Annotated in this window: 20 protein-coding genes; 11 read left to right on the top strand and 9 right to left on the bottom strand. The window is 70.3% G+C overall.

Annotated elements, in window-relative coordinates:
* Nucleotides 1–83 precede the first annotated feature (83 nt).
* From ACFVTC_RS34425 to ACFVTC_RS34400, 6 genes are all read left to right on the top strand, one after another.
* Nucleotides 84–2,549 (top strand): bifunctional SulP family inorganic anion transporter/carbonic anhydrase, encoded by a 2,466-nt coding sequence (locus ACFVTC_RS34425; RefSeq protein WP_390132395.1) that lies wholly within the window; start codon nucleotides 84–86, stop codon nucleotides 2,547–2,549.
* 541 nt (nucleotides 2,550–3,090) lie between these two features.
* A complete protein-coding gene (acs, locus tag ACFVTC_RS34420) occupies nucleotides 3,091–5,055 on the top strand; it encodes an acetate--CoA ligase (protein ID WP_390132394.1) in 1,965 nt (654 codons plus the stop codon).
* A 303-nt stretch (nucleotides 5,056–5,358) separates the two neighbouring features.
* Nucleotides 5,359–6,765, top strand: coding sequence for a Na+/H+ antiporter NhaA (gene nhaA / locus ACFVTC_RS34415; protein WP_390132393.1), 1,407 nt, complete (start codon nucleotides 5,359–5,361; stop codon nucleotides 6,763–6,765).
* Nucleotides 6,766–6,832: 67 nt separating this feature from the next.
* Nucleotides 6,833–7,309 carry a phage holin family protein gene (locus tag ACFVTC_RS34410; RefSeq protein ID WP_390132392.1) on the top strand — a complete coding sequence of 159 codons (477 nt, stop codon included), beginning with the start codon at nucleotides 6,833–6,835 and terminating at the stop codon, nucleotides 7,307–7,309.
* The gene (locus ACFVTC_RS34405; RefSeq protein WP_390132391.1) at nucleotides 7,306–8,256 is read left to right on the top strand and encodes an alpha/beta fold hydrolase; all 951 of its coding nucleotides are present in this window, start codon (nucleotides 7,306–7,308) and stop codon (nucleotides 8,254–8,256) included. Before ACFVTC_RS34410 ends, ACFVTC_RS34405 begins: the two co-directional genes overlap by 4 nt.
* Before the next feature lie 162 nt (nucleotides 8,257–8,418).
* Nucleotides 8,419–8,598: a hypothetical protein gene (locus ACFVTC_RS34400; RefSeq protein WP_356272241.1), complete on the top strand. Its 180-nt coding sequence runs from the start codon at nucleotides 8,419–8,421 to the stop codon at nucleotides 8,596–8,598.
* A 218-nt stretch (nucleotides 8,599–8,816) separates the two neighbouring features.
* Here the strand turns inward: ACFVTC_RS34400 and ACFVTC_RS34395 are convergent, their stop codons facing one another.
* The 3 genes from ACFVTC_RS34395 to nth are packed head-to-tail and all read right to left on the bottom strand — an operon-like array spanning nucleotide 8,817 to nucleotide 11,932.
* The gene (locus ACFVTC_RS34395) at nucleotides 8,817–10,016 is read right to left on the bottom strand and encodes a MarP family serine protease (protein ID WP_390132390.1); all 1,200 of its coding nucleotides are present in this window, start codon (nucleotides 10,014–10,016) and stop codon (nucleotides 8,817–8,819) included.
* Between the two features lie 13 nt (nucleotides 10,017–10,029).
* Entirely contained in the window at nucleotides 10,030–10,815 is a 786-nt protein-coding gene (locus ACFVTC_RS34390; RefSeq protein WP_390132389.1) for an NUDIX hydrolase, read from the bottom strand.
* Between the two features lie 49 nt (nucleotides 10,816–10,864).
* Entirely contained in the window at nucleotides 10,865–11,932 is a 1,068-nt protein-coding gene (gene nth, locus ACFVTC_RS34385; protein WP_390132388.1) for an endonuclease III, read from the bottom strand.
* Between the two features lie 330 nt (nucleotides 11,933–12,262).
* On the opposite strand from nth, the gene ACFVTC_RS34380 reads away from it, so the two are divergent.
* Together ACFVTC_RS34380 and ACFVTC_RS34375 are read left to right on the top strand one after the other, a co-directional pair.
* Entirely contained in the window at nucleotides 12,263–12,937 is a 675-nt protein-coding gene (locus tag ACFVTC_RS34380; RefSeq protein ID WP_016642758.1) for a Crp/Fnr family transcriptional regulator, read from the top strand.
* 102 nt (nucleotides 12,938–13,039) lie between these two features.
* Nucleotides 13,040–13,846 (top strand): nucleotidyltransferase domain-containing protein, encoded by an 807-nt coding sequence (locus tag ACFVTC_RS34375; RefSeq protein ID WP_390132387.1) that lies wholly within the window; start codon nucleotides 13,040–13,042, stop codon nucleotides 13,844–13,846.
* Nucleotides 13,847–13,975: 129 nt separating this feature from the next.
* Here ACFVTC_RS34375 and ACFVTC_RS34370 read toward each other — a convergent pair whose 3' ends face one another.
* From ACFVTC_RS34370 to ACFVTC_RS34355, 4 genes are all read right to left on the bottom strand, one after another.
* The gene (locus ACFVTC_RS34370) at nucleotides 13,976–14,806 is read right to left on the bottom strand and encodes an MBL fold metallo-hydrolase (RefSeq protein WP_390132386.1); all 831 of its coding nucleotides are present in this window, start codon (nucleotides 14,804–14,806) and stop codon (nucleotides 13,976–13,978) included.
* Nucleotides 14,803–15,672 carry an NUDIX hydrolase gene (locus tag ACFVTC_RS34365; protein ID WP_390132385.1) on the bottom strand — a complete coding sequence of 290 codons (870 nt, stop codon included), beginning with the start codon at nucleotides 15,670–15,672 and terminating at the stop codon, nucleotides 14,803–14,805. Before ACFVTC_RS34365 ends, ACFVTC_RS34370 begins: the two co-directional genes overlap by 4 nt.
* A gap of 338 nt (nucleotides 15,673–16,010) precedes the next feature.
* Nucleotides 16,011–16,481, bottom strand: a complete 471-nt coding sequence (locus ACFVTC_RS34360; protein WP_168529268.1) for a RidA family protein — start codon at nucleotides 16,479–16,481, stop codon at nucleotides 16,011–16,013.
* Nucleotides 16,478–16,639: a DUF4177 domain-containing protein gene (locus tag ACFVTC_RS34355; protein WP_143608830.1), complete on the bottom strand. Its 162-nt coding sequence runs from the start codon at nucleotides 16,637–16,639 to the stop codon at nucleotides 16,478–16,480. Before ACFVTC_RS34355 ends, ACFVTC_RS34360 begins: the two co-directional genes overlap by 4 nt.
* A 95-nt stretch (nucleotides 16,640–16,734) precedes the next feature.
* Between ACFVTC_RS34355 and ACFVTC_RS34350 the strand changes: the two genes are divergently transcribed.
* Nucleotides 16,735–17,712 (top strand): ArsA family ATPase, encoded by a 978-nt coding sequence (locus ACFVTC_RS34350; protein ID WP_390132384.1) that lies wholly within the window; start codon nucleotides 16,735–16,737, stop codon nucleotides 17,710–17,712.
* Nucleotides 17,709–19,289, top strand: coding sequence for an ArsA family ATPase (locus tag ACFVTC_RS34345; RefSeq protein WP_390132383.1), 1,581 nt, complete (start codon nucleotides 17,709–17,711; stop codon nucleotides 19,287–19,289). Before ACFVTC_RS34350 ends, ACFVTC_RS34345 begins: the two co-directional genes overlap by 4 nt.
* Nucleotides 19,290–19,547: 258 nt before the next feature.
* Here the strand turns inward: ACFVTC_RS34345 and wblA are convergent, their stop codons facing one another.
* Nucleotides 19,548–19,886, bottom strand: a complete 339-nt coding sequence (gene wblA / locus ACFVTC_RS34340) for a transcriptional regulator WblA (protein ID WP_028799159.1) — start codon at nucleotides 19,884–19,886, stop codon at nucleotides 19,548–19,550.
* A 407-nt stretch (nucleotides 19,887–20,293) separates the two neighbouring features.
* Between wblA and ACFVTC_RS34335 the strand changes: the two genes are divergently transcribed.
* Nucleotides 20,294–22,561, top strand: a complete 2,268-nt coding sequence (locus tag ACFVTC_RS34335) for a transglycosylase domain-containing protein (RefSeq protein WP_390132382.1) — start codon at nucleotides 20,294–20,296, stop codon at nucleotides 22,559–22,561.
* A 162-nt stretch (nucleotides 22,562–22,723) separates the two neighbouring features.
* Here the strand turns inward: ACFVTC_RS34335 and ACFVTC_RS34330 are convergent, their stop codons facing one another.
* Complete coding sequence (locus tag ACFVTC_RS34330) at nucleotides 22,724–23,188, bottom strand: GatB/YqeY domain-containing protein (protein ID WP_168529264.1); 465 nt, start codon at nucleotides 23,186–23,188, stop codon at nucleotides 22,724–22,726.
* Between the last annotated feature and the right edge of the window lie 123 nt (nucleotides 23,189–23,311).

The following is a 23,311-nucleotide window of genomic DNA, read 5'->3' as shown; positions in this document are numbered from 1 at the left end:
GACCCACGGCCGCGATCCGCCCCCGCCTCCCTGGCTTGGGGGACCACTTGTTCCGCGACCGCGCCGCCCCGGAGGAGACGGGAATGTCTGCCTGCGTCCCCACCCGCGCCGCCGACTCGACTCGGCCGAAGCGCGACCACCCGCCCAACAACCGCCCGCCGGTTCCGCCCCGCCGATTCCGTATCGCGGGCGCCGATCTGTCGGCATCGATCGCGGTCTTCCTGATCGCACTGCCCCTGTCCCTGGGTATCGCCCTCGCCACCGGCGCCCCGCTCCAGTCGGGCCTCGTCGCCGCCGCCGTGGGCGGACTCGTCGTCGGCCGGCTCGGGGGTTCACCGCTCCAGGTGAGCGGGCCCGCCGCCGGGCTCACGGTCGTCACCGCCGAGCTCATCCACCGCTACGGATGGCGCACGACCTGCGCCATCACCGTCCTCGCCGGAATCGCCCAACTGGGCCTCGGCTGTCTGCGCGTGGCCCGCACGGCGCTCGCCGTCAGCCCCGCGATCGTGCACGGCATGCTCGCCGGGATCGGCGTGACCATCGCCGTCGCCCAGGTGCACGTCGTACTGGGCGGCACCCCCCAGAGTTCCGTTCTCGAGAACTTCCGCGCCCTGCCCGCCCAGTTGGCGCGCGTGCATCCCGCGGCGGTGTCGATGAGCCTGCTGACACTGGCGCTCCTGTTCGCCTGGCCGCGGATTCCCGGCCGGGTCGGAAAGGTCCTGCGCACCGTTCCGGCCGCCCTCGTCGCCGTCGCCGGGGCCACCGCGACCGCCTCGCTCGCAGGGCTGGTCCTGCCCAAGGTCGACCTGCCGTCCTGGAGCAGCCACGCCCTGGCCGGGCTGCCCGACGGGCCGGTGCTCGGAATCGCCGCCGCCGTCCTCACCACCACGCTGGTGTGCAGTGTGCAGTCGCTGCTCGGCGCCGTGGCCGTGGACAAACTGGTGTCCGGACGGCCCGACCTGCAGGCCCGGGTGGGCCGCTCCCGCCTGGACCGCGAACTGCTCGGCCAGGGCGCCGCGAACGCCGTCTCCGGCGCGCTCGGCGGACTGCCGGTCGCCGGAGTCGCCGTCCGTAGTTCGGCCAACGTGCAAGCAGGTGCCGTGAGCCGGAACTCCACGATGCTGCACGGCGTTTTCGTAGTGATCGCCGCGCTGCTGATGGTCCCGATCCTGGAGCTCATCCCGCTCGCGTCGCTCGCCGCCCTGGTGATGGCCGTCGGCATCCAGATGGTCTCCCTGCACCACATCCGCACCGTCACCCGCCACCGCGAGGTGCTGGTGTACGCGGTCACCACGCTCGGCGTCGTGCTCCTCGGAGTCCTGGAGGGCGTGGCACTGGGGGTCGCCGTGGCCGTCGTCGTCGCCATGCACCGCCTCGCGCGCACCCGCATCACGCACGAAGAGAGAGGGGGAGTCCATCACATCCACGTATGCGGCCAGTTGACCTTCCTCGCGGTGCCCAGGCTCAGCCGCACTCTGCATCTGGTGCCCCGAGGCGCCTCCGCCGTCGTCGAGTTGGACGGTTCCTTCATGGACCACGCGGCGTACGAGTCGCTGCATGACTGGCAGCAGGCGCACTTCGCGCAGGGCGGCACGGTCGAGCTGACCGGACGGACCGGCGGTCGGATCGCCGAGCCCCCGGACTCGTCGCACTGCCGCTGCCGGCCCTGGACACCTTGGCGCAACCACCACTGCGAGCCCTCCACCAACCCGCAGTCCGTGTCCCCCGGCGGCCGGTCGGGTGAGTCGGGTGAACCGGACGAGCCCCACGGGCCGGGCGATTCAGGTGGCTCCGGCGCGTCGGGCGAGACGGCGGGCCCCTCCGAGCGGAGCCTGCCCGGCGGTCACCGTGGACGCGGTGACCACCAACTCGCCCGTGGCATCAGCGCGTTCCAGCGCAACACCGCGCCGCTGGTGCGGGACGAGCTGGCACGGCTCGCACGCGAGGGGCAGCAACCGTCGCAGCTGTTCCTGACCTGCGCCGACTCACGGCTCGTCACCTCGATGATCACCTCGAGCGGCCCCGGCGACCTCTTCGTCGTACGCAACGTGGGCAACCTCGTACCGAAACCCGGGGAGGAGAGCGGCGACGATTCGGTGGCCGCGGCGATCGAGTACGCGGTGGACGTGCTGCACGTGCGGTCCATCACGGTGTGCGGGCACTCGGGGTGCGGGGCGATGCAGGCCCTGCTGAACTCGGAGCCCGGCGGAGCGCAGACGCCCCTCAAGCGGTGGCTGCGGCACGGGCAGCCGAGCCTTGAGCTGATGGCCGCCAAGGAGCGGCCGTGGGCCAAGCTCGCCGGACGGGCACCGGCCGACGCTGTGGAACAGCTGTGCCTGACCAACGTGGTGCAGCAGTTGGAGCATCTCCGGGCCCACGACTCCGTGACAAGGGCCCTGCGGGAGGGCACGCTCGAACTGCACGGAATGTACTTCCACGTCGGCGAGGCACAGGCGTATCTGCTGGTCGACCGTGACGGTGACGAGCTGTTCGATCACGTCGGAGCGGCGGAGTCGGAGGAGTCGGAGGATCTGCGCCGTCCCGTTTGACCCCGCCGTGGTGCGCGGCCCCGGTCGGCGGGGCCGCGCACCATGCGGCCGGCCCGGCGGAGCGGGGTAGCGCTGGCCGTTCCATCCAGTCGCGCCCCGCATGGGACGGCCCCCGGGACGCCGGCATCGGGGGCCGTCTTGCGTCCGTCGAAAGATGCCGAAGCGTGGCCCGCAGGTCGACACCGGTAAGAGGACGGTATGAGTCCGGCTGCTCCCGCCGCGGCGTTGAGGTTCGCCGCAGGCGGGCAGGGGCTCGCGGCCGGCCGTTCCGTCCAGACGTGAGCCCGTTGACGACGACCCCCGGCTCCCCACAGGCGCCGGGGGTCACTTTGTGCTCACGTGGCGCATGAACCCTGCGCGCTCACCCCCCGTGCATCCGAGGGGGAGGTCGACACGCGACACCCCCTGTGCCCGCAACGGTTGTAGATGCCAGGATCGGACAGGGGTTGACCAGAATGCGGGCTCGGCCGATAGATTCAGACGGCCCGGAAATTGGTCTACACCATGCGACGTCGTTGTCCGCGTGTTGGGAGTCTTGGGAATGAGTAACGAGCGTCCGTCCATCGCCAACATGCTGAAGGAAGAGCGCAGGTTCGCGCCGCCCGCCGACCTGGCAGCGAACGCCAATGTCACCGCGGAGGCGTATGAGCAGGCCGAGGCTGACAGGCTCGGCTTCTGGGCCGAGCAGGCCCGCCGCCTGACCTGGGCCACCGAGCCGACCGAGACACTGGACTGGTCGAACCCGCCGTTCGCCAAGTGGTTCGCCGACGGAAAGCTGAACGTCGCGTACAACTGCGTGGACCGGCACGTGGAGGCGGGGAACGGTGACCGCGTCGCCCTCCACTTCGAGGGCGAGCCGGGCGACAGCCGCGCTATCACCTACGCCGAGCTGAAGGACGAGGTGTCCAAGGCCGCCCACGCCCTGACCGAGCTGGGCGTGGGCAAGGGCGACCGGGTCGCCGTCTATCTGCCGATGATCCCCGAGGCCGTCGTCGCGATGCTGGCCTGCGCCCGGATCGGAGCCGCGCACTCGGTCGTCTTCGGCGGGTTCTCCGCGGAGGCGATCGCCACCCGCATCCAGGACGCCGACGCCAAACTGGTCATCACCTCCGACGGCGGTTACCGCCGCGGCAAGCCGTCCGCGCTCAAGCCCGCCGTGGACGAGGCGGTGAGCCGGGTCGACGGGGTCGACAAGGTGCTGGTGGTACGCCGTACCGGTCAAGAGGTCGACTGGACCGAGGGACGCGACGTCTGGTGGCACGAGATCGTCGACCGGCAGTCCACCGAGCACACGCCAGAGGCGTTCGACGCCGAGCAGCCGCTGTTCATCCTGTACACGTCCGGGACGACGGGAAAGCCGAAGGGCATCCTGCACACCTCGGGCGGCTACCTCACGCAGGCCTCGTACACCCACCACGCCGTCTTCGACCTCAAGCCGGAGACCGACGTGTACTGGTGCACAGCCGACATCGGCTGGGTCACCGGGCACTCGTACATCACGTACGGACCGCTCTCGAACGGTGCGACGCAGGTGATGTACGAGGGGACGCCGGACACCCCGCACCAGGGGCGGTTCTGGGAGATCGTGCAGAAGTACGGGGTGACGATCCTCTACACCGCGCCCACCGCGATCCGTACGTTCATGAAGTGGGGCGACGACATCCCCGCGAAGTTCGACCTGTCCTCGCTGCGGGTCCTCGGGTCCGTCGGTGAACCGATCAACCCCGAGGCCTGGATCTGGTACCGCAAGCACATCGGGGCGGACCGGACGCCGATCGTGGACACGTGGTGGCAGACCGAGACCGGCGCCATGATGATCTCGCCGCTGCCGGGGGTCACCGAGACCAAGCCGGGGTCGGCACAGCGGGCGCTGCCGGGCATCTCCGCGACGGTCGTCGACGACGAGGCCCGGGAGGTCCCCGACGGGGGCGGCGGGTACCTCGTGCTGACCGAGCCGTGGCCGTCGATGCTGCGGACGATCTGGCGTGACGACCAGCGGTTCCTCGACACGTACTGGTCGCGTTTCGAGGGCAAGTACTTCGCCGGTGACGGCGCCAAGAAGGACGAGGACGGCGACATCTGGCTGCTGGGCCGCGTCGACGACGTGATGCTCGTGTCCGGCCACAACATCTCGACGACCGAGGTCGAATCCGCCCTCGTGTCGCACCCGTCGGTCGCCGAGGCGGCCGTCGTGGGCGCGGCGGACGAGACGACCGGACAGGCCATCGTCGCCTTCGTCATCCTGCGCGGCACGGCGTCCGCCGACGACGAAGGGCTCGTCGCCGACCTTCGCAACCACGTCGGCGCGACCCTCGGCCCGATCGCCAAGCCCAAGCGGGTCCTCCCGGTCGCCGAACTGCCCAAGACCCGGTCCGGCAAGATCATGCGCCGCCTGCTGCGCGACGTCGCCGAGAACCGCGAACTGGGTGACGTCACGACCCTCACGGACTCCACGGTGATGGAACTGATCCAGGAGAAGCTGCCGGCGGCATCCAGCGAGGACTGAGGACCCCCTCCGTCCCGCCCGGCTTTCGGTGTGGGGGCACCGCGCACCGCGCGGTGCCCCCACATCCGTACGTCCACATCCGTACGTCCACATCCGTACGTCCACACCCGTACGTCCACACCCGTACGCCCGCGCTCTCCCCCGCGGACACCTCCGCCCCATATGTCCGCATAGCGCATTATCGGGCTGTAATGACAAGGTAAACTGAGGCCTCAGGGTGTGCCGGGAAGTCTGGTCGGCAACGTCGTCGGCGATCCCGCCTGACGGTCGTCAGCGAGTCGTACCGACCCGGAGGTCCCCGCCGTGGCCGCGCCCCGTCCCAGCAGCACCACCAACCGCAGGTTCTTCGGACGGCTGTCCCTGCCCGAGCGGAACTTCGTGGCGGAGGCGCTGCGAACCGAGACCGTCGGCGGCGTGCTCCTGCTCGTCGCCGCGATCGCCGCGCTGGTCTGGGCCAACACCTCCCTGCGGGACAGCTACGCCACCGTCGGTGATTTCCACTTCGGACCCGCGACCCTCGGACTGAACCTGTCCGTGCGGCACTGGGCCGCCGACGGACTGCTCGCGGTGTTCTTCTTCGTCGCCGGTATCGAACTCAAGCGCGAACTGGTGGCGGGGGACCTGCGCGACCCGAAGGCCGCGCTGCTGCCCGTCGCCGCGGCGGTCTGCGGGATGGCCGTACCCGCGCTCGTCTACGTCCTGACCAACGCCGCGGGCGAAGGATCCCTGGCCGGCTGGGCCGTGCCGACCGCCACCGACATCGCCTTCGCGCTCGCCGTGCTCGCGGTCATCGGCACGTCCCTGCCGTCCGCCCTGCGCGCCTTCCTGCTCACCCTCGCCGTCGTGGACGACCTGCTCGCGATCCTGATCATCGCGGTCTTCTTCACCGACACCCTCGACTTCGCGGCGCTCGGCGGCGCCGTCGCCGGGCTCGGCGTGTTCTGGGTGCTGCTGCGCAAGGGCGTACGAGGCTGGTACGTGTACGTGCCACTCGCTCTCGCCATCTGGGGGCTGATGTACAACAGCGGCGTCCACGCCACCATCGCCGGTGTCGCCATGGGCCTGATGCTGCGCTGTCACCGGCAGGAGGGCGAGGAGCACTCGCCCGGCGAGCACGTGGAGCATCTCGTGCGCCCCCTTTCCGCCGGACTCGCCGTGCCGCTGTTCGCGCTGTTCAGCGCGGGTGTCGTGGTCTCCGGCGGGGCGCTGGGGGACGTGTTCACACGACCCGAGACGCTGGGTGTCGTCCTCGGGCTCGTGGTCGGCAAGTCCGTCGGCGTCTTCGGCGGCACCTGGCTCACGGCCCGGTTCACCAGGGCCTCACTCAGCGACGAGCTCGCGTGGCCCGACGTCTTCGCCGTCGCGAGCCTCGCCGGAATCGGCTTCACCGTCTCCCTGCTCATCGGCGAACTGGCCTTCGGCAAGGACCCGGTGCTCACCGACGAGGTCAAGGCCGCCGTCCTGGTGGGCTCGCTCGTCGCCGCCGTACTAGCCACGGCCCTGCTGAAGATACGCAACGCCAAGTACCGTGCGCTGTGCGAGGCGGAGGAGCGCGACGAGGACAGCGACGGCATCCCCGACATCTACGAGCAGGACAACCCGGCGTACCACCTGCGGATGGCCGAGATCCACGAACGGAAGGCCGCCGAGCACCGAAGGCTTGCCGAAGTAACGGGCGGGGCAAGCGAGGAGAACGACCGTCCGGCATGATCTGACCAGACGACACAAACACCCGCAGAAGCCAGACGGTACACATATGCAGAAGAGGGAGTCCGCGATGAGCGCACCCGACGGCAGCCCGGTCGGCGCCGAACGCAGCGTCGGTCAGCTGTTCGCCTCGGCGACGACCGAGATGTCCGCACTGGTGCACGACGAGATCGCGCTGGCGAAGGCGCAGCTCAAGCGGGACGTCAAGCGCGGTGCGGTCAGCGGTGGCGCGTTCACGGTGGCCGGGGCGGTGCTGGTCTTCTCCCTCCCCATGCTGAGCTTCGCGCTGGCGTACGGCATCCGGACCTGGACCGACTGGAACCTCGCGATCTGCTTCGTCCTCTCGTTCGCGGCGAATGTGCTGGTCGCCGCCGTCCTCGCGCTGATCGGTCTGGTCTTCGCGAAGAAGGCCAAGAAGGGCAAGGGACCGCAGAAGGTCGCCGCTTCGGTGAAGGAGACGGCGGGCGTCCTGCAGAACGCCAAGCCGCACCCCCGGCCGGCACCGGTCGAGGACGGCCTGGAAGCTGTGGCACGCTCATCCTCATGACGGACCCCGCCACACCTTCGGCGCAACCCACCTCGGTCGTACGCCTCGACATCCCCGGCACTCACGAGGTGACCCACCGGGACGTCGCCGCCAACGGCGCGCGGTTCCACATCGCCGAGATGGGCGACGGGCCCCTGGTCCTGCTGCTGCACGGGTTCCCCCAGTTCTGGTGGACCTGGCGCCGGCAGCTGGTGGCGCTCGCCGACGCCGGGTTCCGGGCCGTGGCCATGGATCTGCGGGGTGTCGGCGGGAGCGACCGCACACCGCGCGGTTACGACCCCGCCAACCTCGCGCTCGACATCACCGGGGTCGTACGGTCCCTCGGTGAGCCCGACGCCGCGCTGGTCGGGCACGATCTGGGCGGGTATCTGGCGTGGACGGCGGCCGTGATGCGCCCCAAGCTGGTGCGTCGGCTCGTCGTCTCGTCGATGCCGCACCCCCGGCGCTGGCGTTCGGCGATGCTCTCCGACGTCCGGCAGACCTCAGCGAGTTCGTACATCTGGGGGTTCCAGCGGCCCTGGATCCCCGAACGCCAACTCGTCGCGGACGACGGTGCCCTGGTGGGCCGTCTGCTGCGGGACTGGTCCGGGCCGCGGCTGCCGGACGACGAGGCCGTGGACACGTACCGCCGTGCCATGTGCATCCCCTCGACGGCGCACTGCTCCGTCGAGCCGTACCGGTGGATGGTGCGGTCCATGGCGCGCCCGGACGGGATCCAGTTCAACCGGCGTATGAAACGACCCGTTCGGGTGCCGACGCTGCATCTGCACGGCTCGCTCGACCCGGTCATGCGGACGCGGAGTGCCGCGGGCTCCGGCGAGTATGTCGAAGCGCCCTACCGCTGGCGGCTGTTCGACGGTCTCGGGCACTTCCCCCACGAGGAGGACCCGGTGGCGTTCTCGACCGAACTCGTCAACTGGCTGAAGGACCCCGAGCCCGACCGGTAGGTCGTTTTCAGCCAGCCGCCGACCCCCTTCGGTGACCGTCCGATCGCGCCCGGTACGCGAAGGGGAACGTCTGTCCTACGAACAGCCAAATGCCTCGCGCATAGGCCAATTGGGGCCCCGAGGCGCGGTTATCGACCTTGGGGCAGGGGCACACGTCGGGGTATGGGCTGGACGCACGACTACAGTGACGCACCACGCAACCGCCGCTCGGCGACGGGCCTGAGCTCCCATCAGAGGGGCACCCCGCAGCTGCCGGGCACGGGCCTTCCGGTGGGAATCCCGCGCATTCTGCGCCGTCGGGCCCGCTGGGTCTCGGTGCGATTGCGCCATCCACGCGGCTGAACCGCCGCCATACCCGGCGACCCGCTCACTCCGATCACCCCTTCACTCCGATCACCCGCTCACTCCGGTCACCGGCTCACTCCGGTCACCCGAACGCGTCGGTCGGTCTGGTCGGTCGGTCCGTCCGTCCGTCCGTCCGTCCGTCCGTCCGAGGAACGTGCCGAACGCCGTAGCGGTGTGGCGGACGCGGCGGCCGCCGGAGGGACCGGCGGTCGCCGTCAGAGCGCGCAGCTGTCGCTGTCGACCTGCTGGTTGGCCGCACGCCCCTGGGTGACGTCCGGCTGGACCTCGTCGGCGGTGAGGGCGTATCCGGTGTTGGCGTCGTCGAGCGACTTCGCGAAGACCACTCCGTACACCTTGCCGTCCGGCGTCAGCAGCGGGCCGCCCGAGTTTCCCTGACGGACGGTCGCGTAGAGCGAGTAGACGTCGCGGCGCACGGTCTTGCGGTGGTAGATGTCGGGGCCGTTGGCCGTGATCCGGCCGCGCACGCGCGCGGGTTGGACGTTGTACGCGCCGTTCTGCGGGAAGCCGGCGACGATCGCGTTGTCGCCGCTGCCCGCGTCCTGGGTGGTGAACCGCAGGGCCGGCGCGTTCAGGTTCGGTACGTCGAGCACGGCGATGTCGCGCTGCCAGTCGTACAGGACGACCTTGGCGTCGTACTTCCTGCCCTCGCCGCCGATCTGGACGGTGGGCTCGTCGACGCCGCCGACCACGTGCGCGTTGGTCATCACGCGGCGGTTGCCGAAGACGAAGCCGGTGCCCTCCAGGACCTTGCCGCAACCCTGCGCGGTCCCCATCACCTTGACGATGGAATTCCGGGCGCGGACGGCGACCGGGCTGTTCGCGAGCGCCGGGTCGGGCGGCTGGACATCGGTGATCGGTTCGTTCGCGAAGGGGCTGAAGACCTGGGGGAAACCGTTCTGCGCGAGGACCGAGGAGAAGTCCGCGAACCAGGTGTCGGCCCGGGAGGGCAGCGCGCGCGAGACGCCGAGCAGCACCTTGGAACCGCGGACCTCCTTGCCGAGTGTCGGCAGCGTCGTGCCCGCGAGGGCCGAGCCGATCAGCCAGGCCACCAGCAGCATCGCGACGACGTTGACGAGGGCGCCGCCCGTCGCGTCCAGGGCGCGGGCCGGGGACCAGGTGATGTACCGGCGCAGCTTGTTGCCCAGGTGTGTGGTGAGGGCCTGGCCGACGGAGGCGCAGACGATCACGACGACCACCGCGACGACGGCGGCGGTCGTACTGACCGTGGCGTCGTCGGTGAGGGCGTCCCAGATGACGGGGAGCAGGTAGACGGCGACGAGACCGCCGCCCAGGAAACCGATCACCGACAGGATGCCGACGACGAAGCCCTGGCGGTAGCCCACGATCGCGAACCACACGGCGGCGACCAGCAGCAGGATGTCCAGCACGTTCACGAACGACACCCTGTCACGCGCGCCAGTCGAGCGGGACCTGCTTCTCGCGGTCCCAGGGCAGCTCCCAGCCCGCGAAGTGCAGCAGACGGTCGATGATGCCCGCGGTGAACCCCCACACCAGGGCCGATTCGACCAGGAATGCCGGACCTCGGTGGCCGCTGGGGTGCACGGTCGTGGCGCGGTGCGCGGGGTCCGTGAGATCCGCCACGGGGACCGTGAAGACCCGGGCCGTCTCGGCCGGATCGACCACGCCGACCGGGGTCGGCTCGCGCCACCAGCCCAGGACGGGCGTGACCACGAAACCGCTCACCGGGATGTACAGCCTGGGCAGGACGCCGAAGAGCTGGACACCGCCGGGGTCGAGACCGGTCTCCTCCTCGGCCTCGCGCAGCGCGGCCCGCAGCGGCCCGTCGGCCTTCGGGTCGCCGTCCTCGGGGTCCAGGGCGCCGCCGGGGAAGGAGGGTTGTCCGGCGTGCGAGCGCAGCGAGCTGGCGCGCTCCATCAGGAGCAGTTCGGGGCCGCGGGCACCCTCGCCGAAGAGGACGAGGACGGCGGACTGCCGTCCCGCGCCGTCGGCCGGCGGCAGGAAGCGGCTCAGTTGGAGCGGCTCCACGGTCTCGACGGCGTGCACCACCGGGTCCAGCCAGGCGGGCAGGCCGTCCTTGGTCACCAGCGCGGGAGCGCCGGGCGTCGCGTGTGCGCCGGGCTCGCCGTGCGTTCCGTCGGTGCCGGGCTCGTCGTACCTGTCGATGTCGTGCGTCTCCATGTGCCTGCTGTGCGTATCGCTCGCGTGCGTCATAGCCACCCCCGTACCGCTCTCCCCGCACCGGCCGGTGTCGTGCTCGCCGTCATCCGGCGCCCAGCGGGGGTGCCGGAATGCCGCCCGCGTCGAGGTACGCCTGCGGCGGGTTGAGGCGCTGACCGGGATAGCCGCCCTTCTCGTACTTCAGAAGCTTGCGCGCCTTCTCCGGGTCCGTCTCGCCCTCCCCGTACGCCGGGCAGAGCGGGGCGATGGGGCACGCTCCGCACGCCGGTTTGCGGGCGTGACAGATACGGCGCCCGTGGAAGATCACATGGTGGGAGAGCATCGTCCACTCGCTCTTCGGGAAGAGCGCGCCGACCGCGGCCTCGATCTTGTCGGGTTCCGTCTCGTCGGTCCACTGCCAGCGGCGTACGAGCCGCTGGAAATGGGTGTCCACGGTGATGCCGGGGCGTCCGAAGGCGTTCCCGAGCACCACGAAGGCCGTTTTGCGACCCACGCCCGGGAGCTTGACGAGGTCTTCGAGACGGCCGGGGACCTCCCCGCCGAACTCCTCCGCCAACGCCTTGGAGAGCCCTATCACCGATTTGGTCTTGGCCCGGAAGAAGCCCGTCGGCCGCAGGATCTCCTCGACCTCCTCGGGGTCCGCGGCGGCGAGGTCCTCGGGGGTGGGGTACTTGGCGAAGAGCGCCGGGGTCGTCTGGTTCACCCGCAGGTCCGTCGTCTGCGCCGACAGGACCGTGGCGACGACCAACTGGAAGGGGTTCTCGAAATCCAGTTCCGGGTGGGCGTACGGGTACACCTCGGCGAGTTCGCGGTTGATCCGACGGGCCTGGCGGACGAGGGCGGTGGACGGCTCGGCGACGAGAGGCTTCTTGGCGACGGCTCTGGCGGCAGCCGTCTTCTTGGCCGCGGACTTGGCGGGAGCCGCCTTCTTGGCCGCGGACTTGGCCGGAGTCGCCTTCTTGGCGACGGGCTTCACGGCAGCCGCCTTCTTCACGACAGCCGTCTCCTTCGCCGCGGTCTTCTTGGCCGGGACCTTCGAGGATGTGGCCTTCTTGGTCGTCGCCGTCACCTTCTTGGCCGTTGCCGTCGCCTTCTTCGTCGTGGCTGTCGCCTTTTTGGCCGCCTTCTTCGCCGTCGGTTTCACCGGCATCGATTCTGTCGCCTTTGTCGTTTTCGTGCTTCCATCGGGGCCCTGTTCGCCCACAGCGGAATCGCGACGTACAACCACCCGCCCAGCCCCCTTGGCCTGTGCTCTCACCGGCGATTTGGACACCCGGCCAGGGTAGAGCCCAGCACCGACATCCGCCCCGGACCCAGAAGATCAGCCTCCAATTGGCCCCCTGCCGCACTGCCCGCGACGCCCGTACGGCAGACTTGTGACTGATCACACTGTTTGGACCGTCCAGCAAGATGGGGAACACGCTCCCCTGGTACCACGGGGGAGCAAGATCCCCTGAGCAGGTCGACAAGGAGAGAACTCGTGGACGACGTTCTGCGGCGCGCCCCGCTCTTCGCGGCGCTCGATGATGAGCAGGCCGCGGAGCTCCGCGCCTCCATGAGTGAGGTGACGCTCGCACGCGGCGACGCTCTCTTCCACGAGGGCGACCCCGGAGACCGCCTCTACGTGGTCACCGAGGGCAAGGTGAAGCTCCATCGCACCTCCCCCGACGGCCGGGAGAACATGCTGGCCGTCCTCGGCCCCGGTGAGCTGATCGGCGAGCTCTCGCTGTTCGACCCGGGCCCGCGCACCGCGACCGCCAGCGCGCTGACCGAGGTCAAGCTGCTGGGCCTCGGCCACGGCGACCTCCAGCCCTGGCTGAACGCGCGGCCCGAAGTGGCCGCCGCCCTGCTGCGCGCCGTCGCCCGGCGCCTGCGCAAGACCAACGACCAGATGTCCGACCTGGTCTTCTCGGACGTGCCCGGCCGGGTGGCCCGCGCGCTCCTGGACCTCTCCCGCCGCTTCGGCGTGCAGTCGGAGGAGGGCATCCACGTCGTGCACGACCTGACGCAGGAGGAACTGGCCCAACTGGTCGGCGCGTCCCGCGAGACGGTCAACAAGGCGCTCGCCGACTTCGCGGGCCGCGGCTGGCTGCGCCTGGAGGCCCGCGCGGTGATCCTGCTGGACGTGGAGCGGCTCGCGAAGCGTTCCCGCTGACCGCCTCACCGGTTCGCACATGACTGAACACAGGGGGCCCCGCCGAACGGCGGGGCCCCCTGTGCGTCGCCCCGCGGACGACCGCCGCCGCACGGTGGGCCCGTGAACGGCAGGGGACTGGACGACCGCGGCCGCATCGCGCGCGAGGGCTCCCTGGGACTCGTCCAGGAGGCGTTCCGGCCCGTGGTGGCCGCGGTCCGGGACCGGCTGCCGGACGTCTTCGGGACGCGGATGACGAGCGCGTACCTCTACGGGTCGATTCCGCGCGGCACCGCGCGCGTGGGCCGCTCCGACCTCGACCTGTTCCTCGTCCTGCGCGAGGAGCCCACCGAGGCGGACCGGACGGACGCCAGGGCGCTCACCGAAGCGCTCGACAAGGAGTTCCCGCAGATCGACGGCGTCGGGACGCTGCTGGTGAGCCGTACGCGCCTGCTGAGCGACCTGGAGAGGTACGACCTGGGCTGGTTCGTCGCCTGCCTCTGTACGCCCCTCCTGGGCGAGGACCAGGCCGCTCACCTGCCGCGCTACCGCCCCGACTCCCTCCTGGCCCGCGAGACCAACGGCGACCTCGCCCTGCTCCTGCCACGCTGGCGCGAGCGGATCGCGGGTGCCGGCACCGAGGAGGCCGGACGGCGGCTCGTGCGCTTCATGTCGCGCCATCTCGTACGCACCGGCTTCACCCTCGTCATGCCGCGCTGGAACGGCTGGACCAGCGACCTGGGGGAGATGGCCGAGGCGTTCGGCGCGTACTACCCACGGCGGGCCGCCGTAATGCGGGAGGCGGCCGTCCTCGGCCACGAGCCGACGGGCGACATCGCCGTACTGCGCTCGTACGTCGACGATCTCGGCCCCTGGCTGGCCGAGGAGTACGCGCGCGTGCACGGCGTCAAAGCCCCCCGGCCGGACTGAGGAGAAGGGCTTCCGGGCCGGACTGAGGAGAACCGGGCCGTGGGCGGCCGGTCCCGAAGGGTCGTGGCCGGCCGACGGGCGCTGGATCAGGACGGCCCGGGACAAGGAAGGCACTGGACAAGGACGGCCCTAGATCAGGCCGTGCTCCCGCAGGTAGTCCAGCTGCGCCCGGACGGAGAGTTCGGCGGCGGGCCACAGCGAACGGTCCACGTCCGCGTAGACGTGCGCGACGATCTGGTGCGGCGATCCGTAACCGTTCTCGACCGCCGTCTCGACCTGGGCGAGGCGATGGGCCCGATGGGCCAGGTAGAACTCGACGGCGCCCTGGGCGTCCTCGAGCACGGGCCCGTGACCGGGCAGGACCGTGTGCACGCCGTCGTCGACCGCGAGCGAGCGCAGCCGCCGCAGCGAGTCGAGGTAGTCGCCCAGGCGGCCGTCAGGGTGGGCCACGACGGTCGTACCGCGGCCCAGGATGGTGTCACCCGTCAGGACGGCCCGATCGGCCGGGAGATGGAAGCACAGCGAGTCGGCGGTGTGTCCGGGGGTCGGGACCACCCGCAGTTCGAGACCGCCCACACCGACGACGTCGCCGGGCGCCAGTCCCTCGTCCCCGAGCCGCAGCGCCGGGTCCAGCGCCCGCACCTTCGTCCCCGTCAGCTCGGCGAACGACGCGGCTCCCTCGGCGTGATCGGGGTGGCCGTGCGTCAGCAGGGTCAGCGCGATCCGCTTCCCGGACTTCTCGGCCGTGTCGACGACGGCGCGCAGGTGCGCGTCGTCCAGCGGTCCGGGGTCGATCACCACCGCGAGCTCGGAGTCCGGCTCCGAGACGATCCAGGTGTTGGTGCCGTCCAGGGTCATCGCGGACGCGTTGGGGGCGAGCACGTTCACGGCGCGCGGGGTGGCGGGGCCGGAGAGGGTCCCGCCTCGCGGCTGGCCGGGGAGGGCGGCGGCGTCGGTCATGCCGTGGCTCCCCCGGTGGGGACGTGCTTGGTGAACTCGTCGTGACCGGGCCAGACGAGGACCACTTCGCCGTTCTCCAGGCGGGCCCTGGCCAGGACGGGCGTCAGATCGCGGGTGGGCGCGGCGGCGAGGACGTCGGCCGCGCTGTCGTACGGGATGAGCTGGCGCAGGGTCGCGACGGTGGGCGGCATCATCAGGAGTTCGCCCTTGTCGTATCCGTCCGCGGCGTCGGCGGGGCGGATCCACACGGTGCGGTCGGCCTCCGTGGAGGCGTTGCGGGTGCGCTGCCCGTCCGGGAGGGCGGCCACGAAGAACCAGGTGTCGTAGCGGCGGGTCTCGAACTCCGGGGTGATCCAGCGTGTCCAGACGCCCAGGAGGTCGGATCTGAGGACCAGGCCCCTGCGGGCGAGGAACTCGGCGAAGGAGAGGTCGCGGGCGACCAGGGCGGCCCGGTCCGCCTCCCACTCGTCGCCGGTGGTGTCGCCGACCACCGTGTCCGGGGTGGGGCCCGCCAGGAGGACACCGGCCTCCTCGTACGTCTCGCGGACCGCGGCGCAGACGACGGCCTGGGCGGACGTCTCGTCGACCCCGAGCCTGTCGGCCCACCACGCGCGCGTGGGGCCTGCCCAGCGGATCTGGTGATCGTCGTCGCGGGGGTCCACGCCGCCACCCGGATACGCGTACGCGCCTCCGGCGAAGGCCATGGTGGTGCGTCTGCGCAGCATGTGCACCACCGGCGTGGCGTCGGTGTCCTTGAGCAGCATGACGGTGGCGGCCCGCCTGGGGGTCACCGGTGTCAGCGTGCCCTCCGCGAGCGCGCGGATCCGTTCGGGCCATTCCGGTGGATACCACTGCCCATTCGCCATGGCCGGAGGCTATCCCGAGCCGGGCGAATGTTCGAGGGGCCCGAGTCGATCAAGGGACCACCACCGGGCCGACGGGGAGTTTCTCCGCCCCCAGAGCCCTGGATCGGCCCGAACGCCGAACGGGCTGATGGCGCCGGCCTGGGCATGTATTCCAGCCCGTCCGGCGTTCGAGGACGAGCCCTTCGGGCGAAGCGGGGGTCCAGGGGGCGGCAGCCCTTGGCGGGGTCCGGAGCGGAGCCCGGGGACGGAGCAGAGCCCGGGGACGGGACGAAGCCCGGGGACGGGACGGACAGGGGCGAAGGGCCCAGGGCACAACCCACCCCGTCCGCCCCGAGGGCCTACGCCTCCGTCAGCTCCACCTGGATCTCGACCTCGACCGGCGCGTCCAGCGGCAGCACCGCCACCCCGACGGCACTGCGAGCGTGCACACCCTTGTCGCCGAGAACCGCGCCGAGCAGCTCACTGGCACCGTTCACCACACCGGGCTGCCCGATGAAGTCGGAGGCCGAGGCCACGAAGCCGACGACCTTCACGACCCGCGCGACACGGTCCAGGTCGCCCGCGACCGACTTGACCGCGGCCAGCGCGTTCAGCGCACAGATGCGGGCCAGGTCCTTGGCCTCCTCGGCCGTGACCTCCGCGCCCACCTTGCCGGTCACCGGAAGCTTGCCGTCCACCATCGGAAGCTGGCCCGACGTGTAGACGTACACACCGGACCGCACGGCCGGCTGGTACGCGGCCAGCGGCGGGACGACGTCCGGCAGGGTCAGCCCGAGCTCCGCGAGCTTCGACTCGACGGCGCCGCTCATGCCGACCTCTCACGCTTCAGGTAGGCCACCAGCTGCTCGGGGTTGTTCGGTCCGGGCACGACCTGGACAAGCTCCCAGCCGTCCTCGCCCCAGGTGTCCAGAATCTGCTTCGTGGCATGGACGAGCAGCGGCACGGTTGCGTATTCCCACTTGGTCATGTGGGCGACTGTAGCCGTTGCCGCGGAGGGCCTCGCGCGCACGTTGTCCACAGCCTCCTGCGTACTCCGGCGGCGGACTGGTTAGGCTCGAAGACGTGAGCAGGCTCCAGGTCGTCAGCGGCAAGGGCGGTACCGGCAAGACCACGGTAGCCGCGGCCCTCGCGCTCGCCCTCGCTACAGAGGGCAAGCGCACTCTCCTCGTCGAGGTCGAGGGCAGACAGGGCATCGCGCAGCTCTTCGAGACAGAAGCGCTGCCCTACGAGGAGCGGAAGATCGCCGTCGCTCCGGGGGGCGGGGAGGTGTACGCCCTCGCCATAGACCCCGAACTGGCCCTTCTGGACTACCTCCAGATGTTCTACAAACTGGGGAGCGCCGGACGGGCCCTGAAGAAGCTCGGCGCCATCGACTTCGCGACCACCATCGCGCCCGGTGTCCGAGACGTCCTCCTCACCGGGAAGGCGTGCGAAGCCGTACGCAGGAAGGACAAGAGCGGGCGGTTCGCCTACGACTACGTCGTCATGGACGCGCCGCCCACCGGGCGGATCACGCGGTTCCTGAACGTCAACAACGAGGTCGCGGGGCTCGCCAAGATCGGCCCGATACACAATCAGGCACAGGCCGTGATGCGCGTCCTCAAGTCTCCGGAGACGGCGGTGCACTTGGTGACGCTGCTCGAGGAGATGCCCGTCCAGGAGACCGCGGACGGTATCGCCGAGCTGCGGACGGCGAAGCTGCCGGTCGGGCGGATCATCGTGAACATGGTGCGGCCCGCCCTTCTCGACGACGCCGACCTGGAGCTCACGGGCGAGGTGGCGCGCAGTGCCGTGGCCAAGTCGCTCTCCGCCGCCGGGCTCGGCGGCGCCCGCCGCGGCGGGAACGCCGAGCGGCTCGTCGGCCCCCTCCTGGAGCAGGCCGAGGAGTACGCCGAACGGCACACCCTGGAGCGCGAGCAGCGGGCCGTCCTCACGGAGCAGGGCCTGCCGCTGCACGAGCTCCCGTTGCTCGCCGAGGGAATGGACCTGGCGGGCCTGTACCAACTGGCCAAGGAACTGCGTCAGCAAGGGATCTCATGAGTCCGGACCAGGCCCGCGCCCACGACTCCGCCCGCACCGGCGACTCCTCCGGTACCGGCGACTCCTCCGGTACCGGCGACTCCGCCCACACGCCCGACCCGGCCCGGACCCACGACGAGGGCCGGACCCACGATCAGGGCCGGAAACACGATCCGGTCCGTGGAATCGGCTCGGCCCGCGTCCTGGACGTCGATCCGCTGCTCGACGACCCCAGGACCCGCATCGTGGTGTGCTGCGGGTCGGGCGGCGTCGGCAAGACGACCACGGCGGCTGCTCTGGGGCTGCGCGCGGCCGAGCGGGGCCGCAAGGTGGTCGTTCTCACGATCGATCCGGCACGCCGGCTCGCCCAGTCGATGGGCATCGACTCGCTCGACAACATCCCCCGCCGGGTGAAGGGCATCGACGACTCCGCGGGCGGCGAGCTGCACGCCATGATGCTCGACATGAAGCGCACCTTCGACGAGATCGTCGAGGCGCACGCGGACGGCGAGCGGGCCGCCGCGATCCTGAGCAACCCCTTCTACCAATCGCTCTCCGCGGGCTTCGCGGGCACGCAGGAGTACATGGCGATGGAGAAGCTCGGGCAGCTGAGGGCCCGGGACGAGTGGGACCTGATCGTCGTCGACACACCGCCGTCCCGCTCCGCGCTGGACTTCCTGGACGCCCCGAAACGGCTCGGTTCCTTCCTGGACGGCAGGCTCATCCGGCTTCTCACCGCCCCGGCGAAGCTGGGCGGCCGCGCGGGGATGAAGTTCCTGAACGTCGGGATGTCGATGATGACCGGCACCCTGGGCAAGCTGCTGGGGGGACAACTCCTCAAGGACATGCAGACGTTCGTGGCGGCGATGGACACCACGTTCGGCGGCTTCCGTACGCGCGCGGACGCCACGTACAAGCTGCTCCAGGCGCCCGGCACGGCGTTCCTGGTGGTGGCGGCCCCGGAGCGGGACGCGCTGCGGGAAGCCGCGTACTTCGTCGAACGGCTGGCCGCCGAGGACATGCCGTTCGCCGGCCTGGTGCTCAACCGGGTGCACGGCAGCGGCGCCGCCCAGCTGTCCGCCGAACGGGCACTCGCGGCCGCGGAGAACCTCGACGGCGCGGCGGCCGACGAGCTTGATCCCGACACCGCGGAAGATCTTGGCTCCGGAGTTGCAGAAAATCTTGACGCGGCCCGCATTGTGGATCAGGAGGGCGGGAAAGCTGGACTTCGTAACTCTCCCGAGACGTACGGCAGTTCAGAATCCTCCGCTTCCGCGTCATCAGGTCCCGAGGCTCCCGATGGTTCCGTCGAAGGCTCCCCCGCCGCCACGGACACCGACCGCACCGTCACCGGTCGGACCGCCACCGACCGGACCGTCGAACGGTTCACCGCAGATCTGCTGAGGCTGCATGCCGAGCGCATGCAGCTACTCTCCCGCGAGCAGCGCACCCGTGACCGCTTCGCCGCGCGTCACCCCGAGGTGGCCGTGGCCGAAGTGGCCGCACTGCCCGGCGACGTGCACGACCTCGCGGGGTTGCGGAACATCGGGGAACGGCTCGCGGCCAATCGGCCGGAGCTGCCCGGGTCCGGCGCCTGAGCCCGCGCCGCGACCACCCGTACGGGTCCGCACCCGTTGCCGGTCCGCCGTGGTGGTGGATCCATGGGGCCGCCTCCCGGCGGCCCGTGTGACCTTTTGATGTCGCCTGATGTCGTGTGCGGTCCTTGCCGGTCCATGCCGGCCCATGAGCTGCCGTGCGGCTCACGGGTCAGCTGCACCCCGTGGACGCCGTACGGGCCCTGGGCGCCACGCAGGGGCGCCCCGAGTGGCCGCGAGCCGTGGTCCGAGGGAAACCCCTCAGCCCACCGCCGCGTAACGCTCGTACACCTCTTCCTCGTCGAGGGGCAGCAGACCCGCGCCGCGCTCGTACTCCGTACGCGCGGTCTCCAGCAGGCGACGCCACGAGGTGACGGTGGGCCGCCTGCGCAGCAGTGCGCGACGCTCCCGCTCCGTCATGCCACCCCACACGCCGAATTCGACGCGGTTGTCGAGCGCATCGGCGAGGCACTCCGTGCGTACCGGACATCCGGTGCACACTGCCTTCGCCCTGTTCTGCGCTGCTCCTTGAACGAACAGTTCATCTGGATCGGTAGTGCGGCAGGCCGCCTGCGCACTCCAGTCGGTTACCCAGCCCATACCGGCGCCGTCCTCTCCCGAATCGAGGCTCCCCCACGGCGGCAGCGGCATATTCACCGCCGCCAGTTGAGGACGTTACGGAAGGTGGGCACAGCGCAACACCCCCTTCGGGCCCAATCTTGAATGGCCCGAACGGACTATGCGTAAGCGGCAGATCACCCGGGGGAGTGACCTGGGGACATACGTGAGTATCCCGACGAAGCGGGACAGTTCAGTTGAGTCACAACGGACGCCTGGTGACGCATGAGGCTGATTCGGACACGACCTCCCCAAAAAATTGGGGAACCTCCGGAACGATTCGGGTTCGCCGGACGTATTGATACGTGGCCGCACTGCTGTGACAGTTGAGAGCAGCTTAGGCCAAGGCATATACGCGTGTCCGGCGAATGAGAACGTAGGCTGCCCTCATGCCAAAGAAGCTCTCGGGCGGTGGGCTGTCGCCCACGCAGCAGGCCGCCAAGTTCCTCGGTGTCAGCGTGCTCGCCGGAGCAGTCATGGCCGGAATCGCGTTGCCCGCCGCGGGCGCGCTGGGCCTCGCGGCCAAGGGTTCCGTCCAGGGCTTCGACGAGATTCCCGACAACTTGAAGAGCCCTGCGCTGAGTCAGCGCACCACGATCCTGGACAACCAGGGCGGTCAGATCGCCACGGTCTACTCGCGCGACCGCACGGTGGTCGACCTCAAGAGCATCTCGCCGTACATGCAGAAGGCGATCGTCGCGATCGAGGACTCCCGCTTCTACCAGCACGGAGCGGTAGACCTGAAGGGCATCCTGCGCGCCGTGAACCAGAACGCGCAGAACGGCGGAGTGGCCCAGGGCGCCTCCACGCTCACCCAGCAGCTGGTGAAGAACTACTTCGTGGAAGAGGCCGGCGACGACCCGACGAAGGTCGCCCAGGCCACCCAGCAGACCCTCGGCCGCAAGATCCGCGAGCTCAAGTACGCGATCCAGCTCGAGGAGAAGCTCGGCAAGAAGAAGATCCTCGAGAACTACCTGAACATCACGTTCTTCGGCGAGCAGGCATACGGCGTCGAGGCCGCCGCCCAGCGCTACTTCTCCAAGCCCGCCAAGGACCTGAACCTCCAGCAGTCGGCGCTGCTCGCGGGCATCGTCCAGTCGCCGAGCCGGTACGACCCGGTCAACGACGAGGCCGAGGCCATCAAGCGGCGCAACACCGTCCTGCAGCGCATGGCCGAGGTGCACGACATCTCCCCGCAGGAGGCCGACGCGGCCCAGAACGCCAAGCTGGACCTGAAGGTCAGCCAGCCGAAGAACGGCTGCATCACGGCGGTCAAGGGCGCGAGCTTCTTCTGCCGGTACGTGGAGAACGTGTTCCTCACCGACCCGGTCTTCGGCAAGACCAAGGAGGAGCGGGCCAAGCTCTGGAACCAGGGCGGCCTGACCATCCGTACGACGCTCGATCCGCAGTCCCAGAAGGCGGTACAGGACTCGATCAAGTCCCACGTCAACAAGTCGGACTCGGTCGCCACGGCGGCCACGCTGGTCCAGCCCGGGACCGGCAAGATCGTCGGCATGGGCCAGTCGAGGCCGTACGGCTACGGGAAGAACGAGACCGAGTACAACTACTCGGTCGACCGTGACATGGGCGGATCGAACTTCGGCTTCCCGACCGGTTCGACCTTCAAGCCGTTCGTGGCCGCGGCCGCGCTGGAGGAGGGCCGGCCGGCGACGCAGGAGTACGACTCGCCGTACAAGATGTCCTACCCCAGCCCCGTCCAGACGTGCGGCAGCAAGCCCTGGACCAACCAGCGGAACGAGACGCTCACGAACGAGAGCACCTCGGAGGAGGGCCCGTACCCGCTGAAGACCGCGATGGCCAAGTCGGTCAACACCTACTTCGTGCAGATGATCTCGGACATCGGCATCTGCCCCGTGGTGAAGCTGACCGACAAGCTGCACGTCGTGCAGGGCAACGGCGACAAGCTGCCCGAGGTCCCCGCGATCACCCTCGGTTCCAAGGGGATCTCCCCGCTGACCATGGCGAGCGCGTACGCCACCTTCGCCTCCCGGGGCATGTACTGCTCGCCGATCGCCATCGAGTCGATCACCCAGCAGGTGGACGGCAAGCAGAAGTCGCTGGAAGTACCGAAGTCGACCTGCACGCGGGCCATGTCCGAGACGACCGCGGACACCGTCAACACCCTGCTCAGCGGTGTGATCGACTCCGGTACGGGTCAGCAGGCCGGTCTGTCCGACCGCGCCAACGCCGGTAAGACGGGTACGACGGACGAGCGCCGCAACGCCTGGTTCGTCGGTTACACCCCGAACCTGGCGGGCGCGGTGTGGGTCGGCAGCCCCAAGCAGAACGTCAAGATGTCGGGCATCAGCATCGGCGGTGTCTACCACGCGCTCGTCTACGGCGGCGAGGTGCCGGGCCCGATCTGGAAGGACGCCATGACCGGCGCCCTCGCGGGCAAGGACTCCCCCTCCTTCAACCTGATCGACATCCCCGATCCGGAGCCGGACCACGGCGGTGACGGCGGTGACGGTGGCGACGACGGCGGTGACGGCCGTGACGGCGGCGACCAGGGCAACACCGTCGACGGGAACAACGGCAGCAACGGGAACGGCGGCAAGTTGCCGACGCCTTCCTTCTCCATCCCCGAGGGCTTCATCCAGGGGCAGAACGGCACCGGAGGGCACCACCACCGGTAGTCCCCCGCCGGTCCCCCCGGGGCCTGGCGAAGGAATCCCCGGAAGAGGACGCGCTGAAAGAGGGACGCCACCACGGTGGCGTCCCTCTCGGCATCCCTCTTGGGCGTCGCTCTGGGCGTCGCTCTCGACGTCCCTTTCGACGTCGCTCTCGGCGCGGAGACCTCAGCCGGCGAGCAGCTTCTTGACCACGGCGGCGACCCGGCCGCCCTCGGCCAGGCCCGCGACCTTGGGGTTGACGATCTTCATGACCTGACCCATGGCGCGCGGCCCCTCGGCGCCCGCCGCCCTGGCCTCCTCGACGGCCTGCCCGACGATCTGCTGGAGCTCCTCGTCGGAGAGCTGCTTGGGCAGGTACGTGGCGAGGATCTCGCCCTCCGCCTTCTCCCGCTCGGCCGACTCGGGCCGGCCACCCTGCGCGAAGGCGTCCGCGGCCTCACGGCGCTTCTTCGCCTCGCGGGTGATCACCTTCTGTACCTCGTCGTCGGAGAGCTCGCGCTTCGTCTTGCCGGCGACCTCCTCCTTGGTGATCGCGGAGAGGGTCAGCCGGAGCGTGGCGGAGCGGAGCTCGTCGCGCTCCTTGATGGCGGCGTTGAGGTCTTCCTGCAGCTTCGACTTGAGCGTGGTCATGCCGACGATTGTCGCAGGTGTGGTGGCGCGGTCGCCCGCTGATTTCGGCGCCGGTCCCGGACGGCGTTCCGGGGCGGCCCTCCGACGCCGGGCGGACTGTCGGCCTCCGGTTGTCGGCGCCGA

Origin of the sequence: Streptomyces sp. NPDC057950 (assembly GCF_042887295.1) — a bacterium.
GTDB lineage: Bacteria > Actinomycetota > Actinomycetes > Streptomycetales > Streptomycetaceae > Streptomyces > Streptomyces kaempferi.
The sequence above is the reverse complement of the archived record's forward strand: the minus strand, read 5'-3'. Positions and strand labels throughout refer to the sequence as shown.

Bases quoted from the DNA above. Each gene is read 5' to 3' on its own strand.
- ACFVTC_RS34425 (WP_390132395.1), top strand. From the start codon at position 84: ATGTCTGCCTGCGTCCCCACCCGCGCCGCCGACTCGACTCGGCCGAAG.
- acs (WP_390132394.1), top strand. From the start codon at position 3,091: ATGAGTAACGAGCGTCCGTCCATCGCCAACATGCTGAAGGAAGAGCGC.
- ACFVTC_RS34390 (WP_390132389.1), bottom strand. From the start codon at position 10,815: ATGACGCACGCGAGCGATACGCACAGCAGGCACATGGAGACGCACGAC.
- ACFVTC_RS34400 (WP_356272241.1), top strand. From the start codon at position 8,419: ATGGGCTGGACGCACGACTACAGTGACGCACCACGCAACCGCCGCTCG.
- ACFVTC_RS34410 (WP_390132392.1), top strand. From the start codon at position 6,833: ATGAGCGCACCCGACGGCAGCCCGGTCGGCGCCGAACGCAGCGTCGGT.
- ACFVTC_RS34405 (WP_390132391.1), top strand. From the start codon at position 7,306: ATGACGGACCCCGCCACACCTTCGGCGCAACCCACCTCGGTCGTACGC.
- ACFVTC_RS34345 (WP_390132383.1), top strand. From the start codon at position 17,709: ATGAGTCCGGACCAGGCCCGCGCCCACGACTCCGCCCGCACCGGCGAC.
- ACFVTC_RS34360 (WP_168529268.1), bottom strand. From the start codon at position 16,481: ATGAGCGGCGCCGTCGAGTCGAAGCTCGCGGAGCTCGGGCTGACCCTG.
- ACFVTC_RS34370 (WP_390132386.1), bottom strand. From the start codon at position 14,806: ATGACCGACGCCGCCGCCCTCCCCGGCCAGCCGCGAGGCGGGACCCTC.
- nth (WP_390132388.1), bottom strand. From the start codon at position 11,932: ATGCCGGTGAAACCGACGGCGAAGAAGGCGGCCAAAAAGGCGACAGCC.
- ACFVTC_RS34355 (WP_143608830.1), bottom strand. From the start codon at position 16,639: ATGACCAAGTGGGAATACGCAACCGTGCCGCTGCTCGTCCATGCCACG.
- ACFVTC_RS34330 (WP_168529264.1), bottom strand. From the start codon at position 23,188: ATGACCACGCTCAAGTCGAAGCTGCAGGAAGACCTCAACGCCGCCATC.
- wblA (WP_028799159.1), bottom strand. From the start codon at position 19,886: ATGGGCTGGGTAACCGACTGGAGTGCGCAGGCGGCCTGCCGCACTACC.
- ACFVTC_RS34335 (WP_390132382.1), top strand. From the start codon at position 20,294: ATGCCAAAGAAGCTCTCGGGCGGTGGGCTGTCGCCCACGCAGCAGGCC.
- ACFVTC_RS34365 (WP_390132385.1), bottom strand. From the start codon at position 15,672: ATGGCGAATGGGCAGTGGTATCCACCGGAATGGCCCGAACGGATCCGC.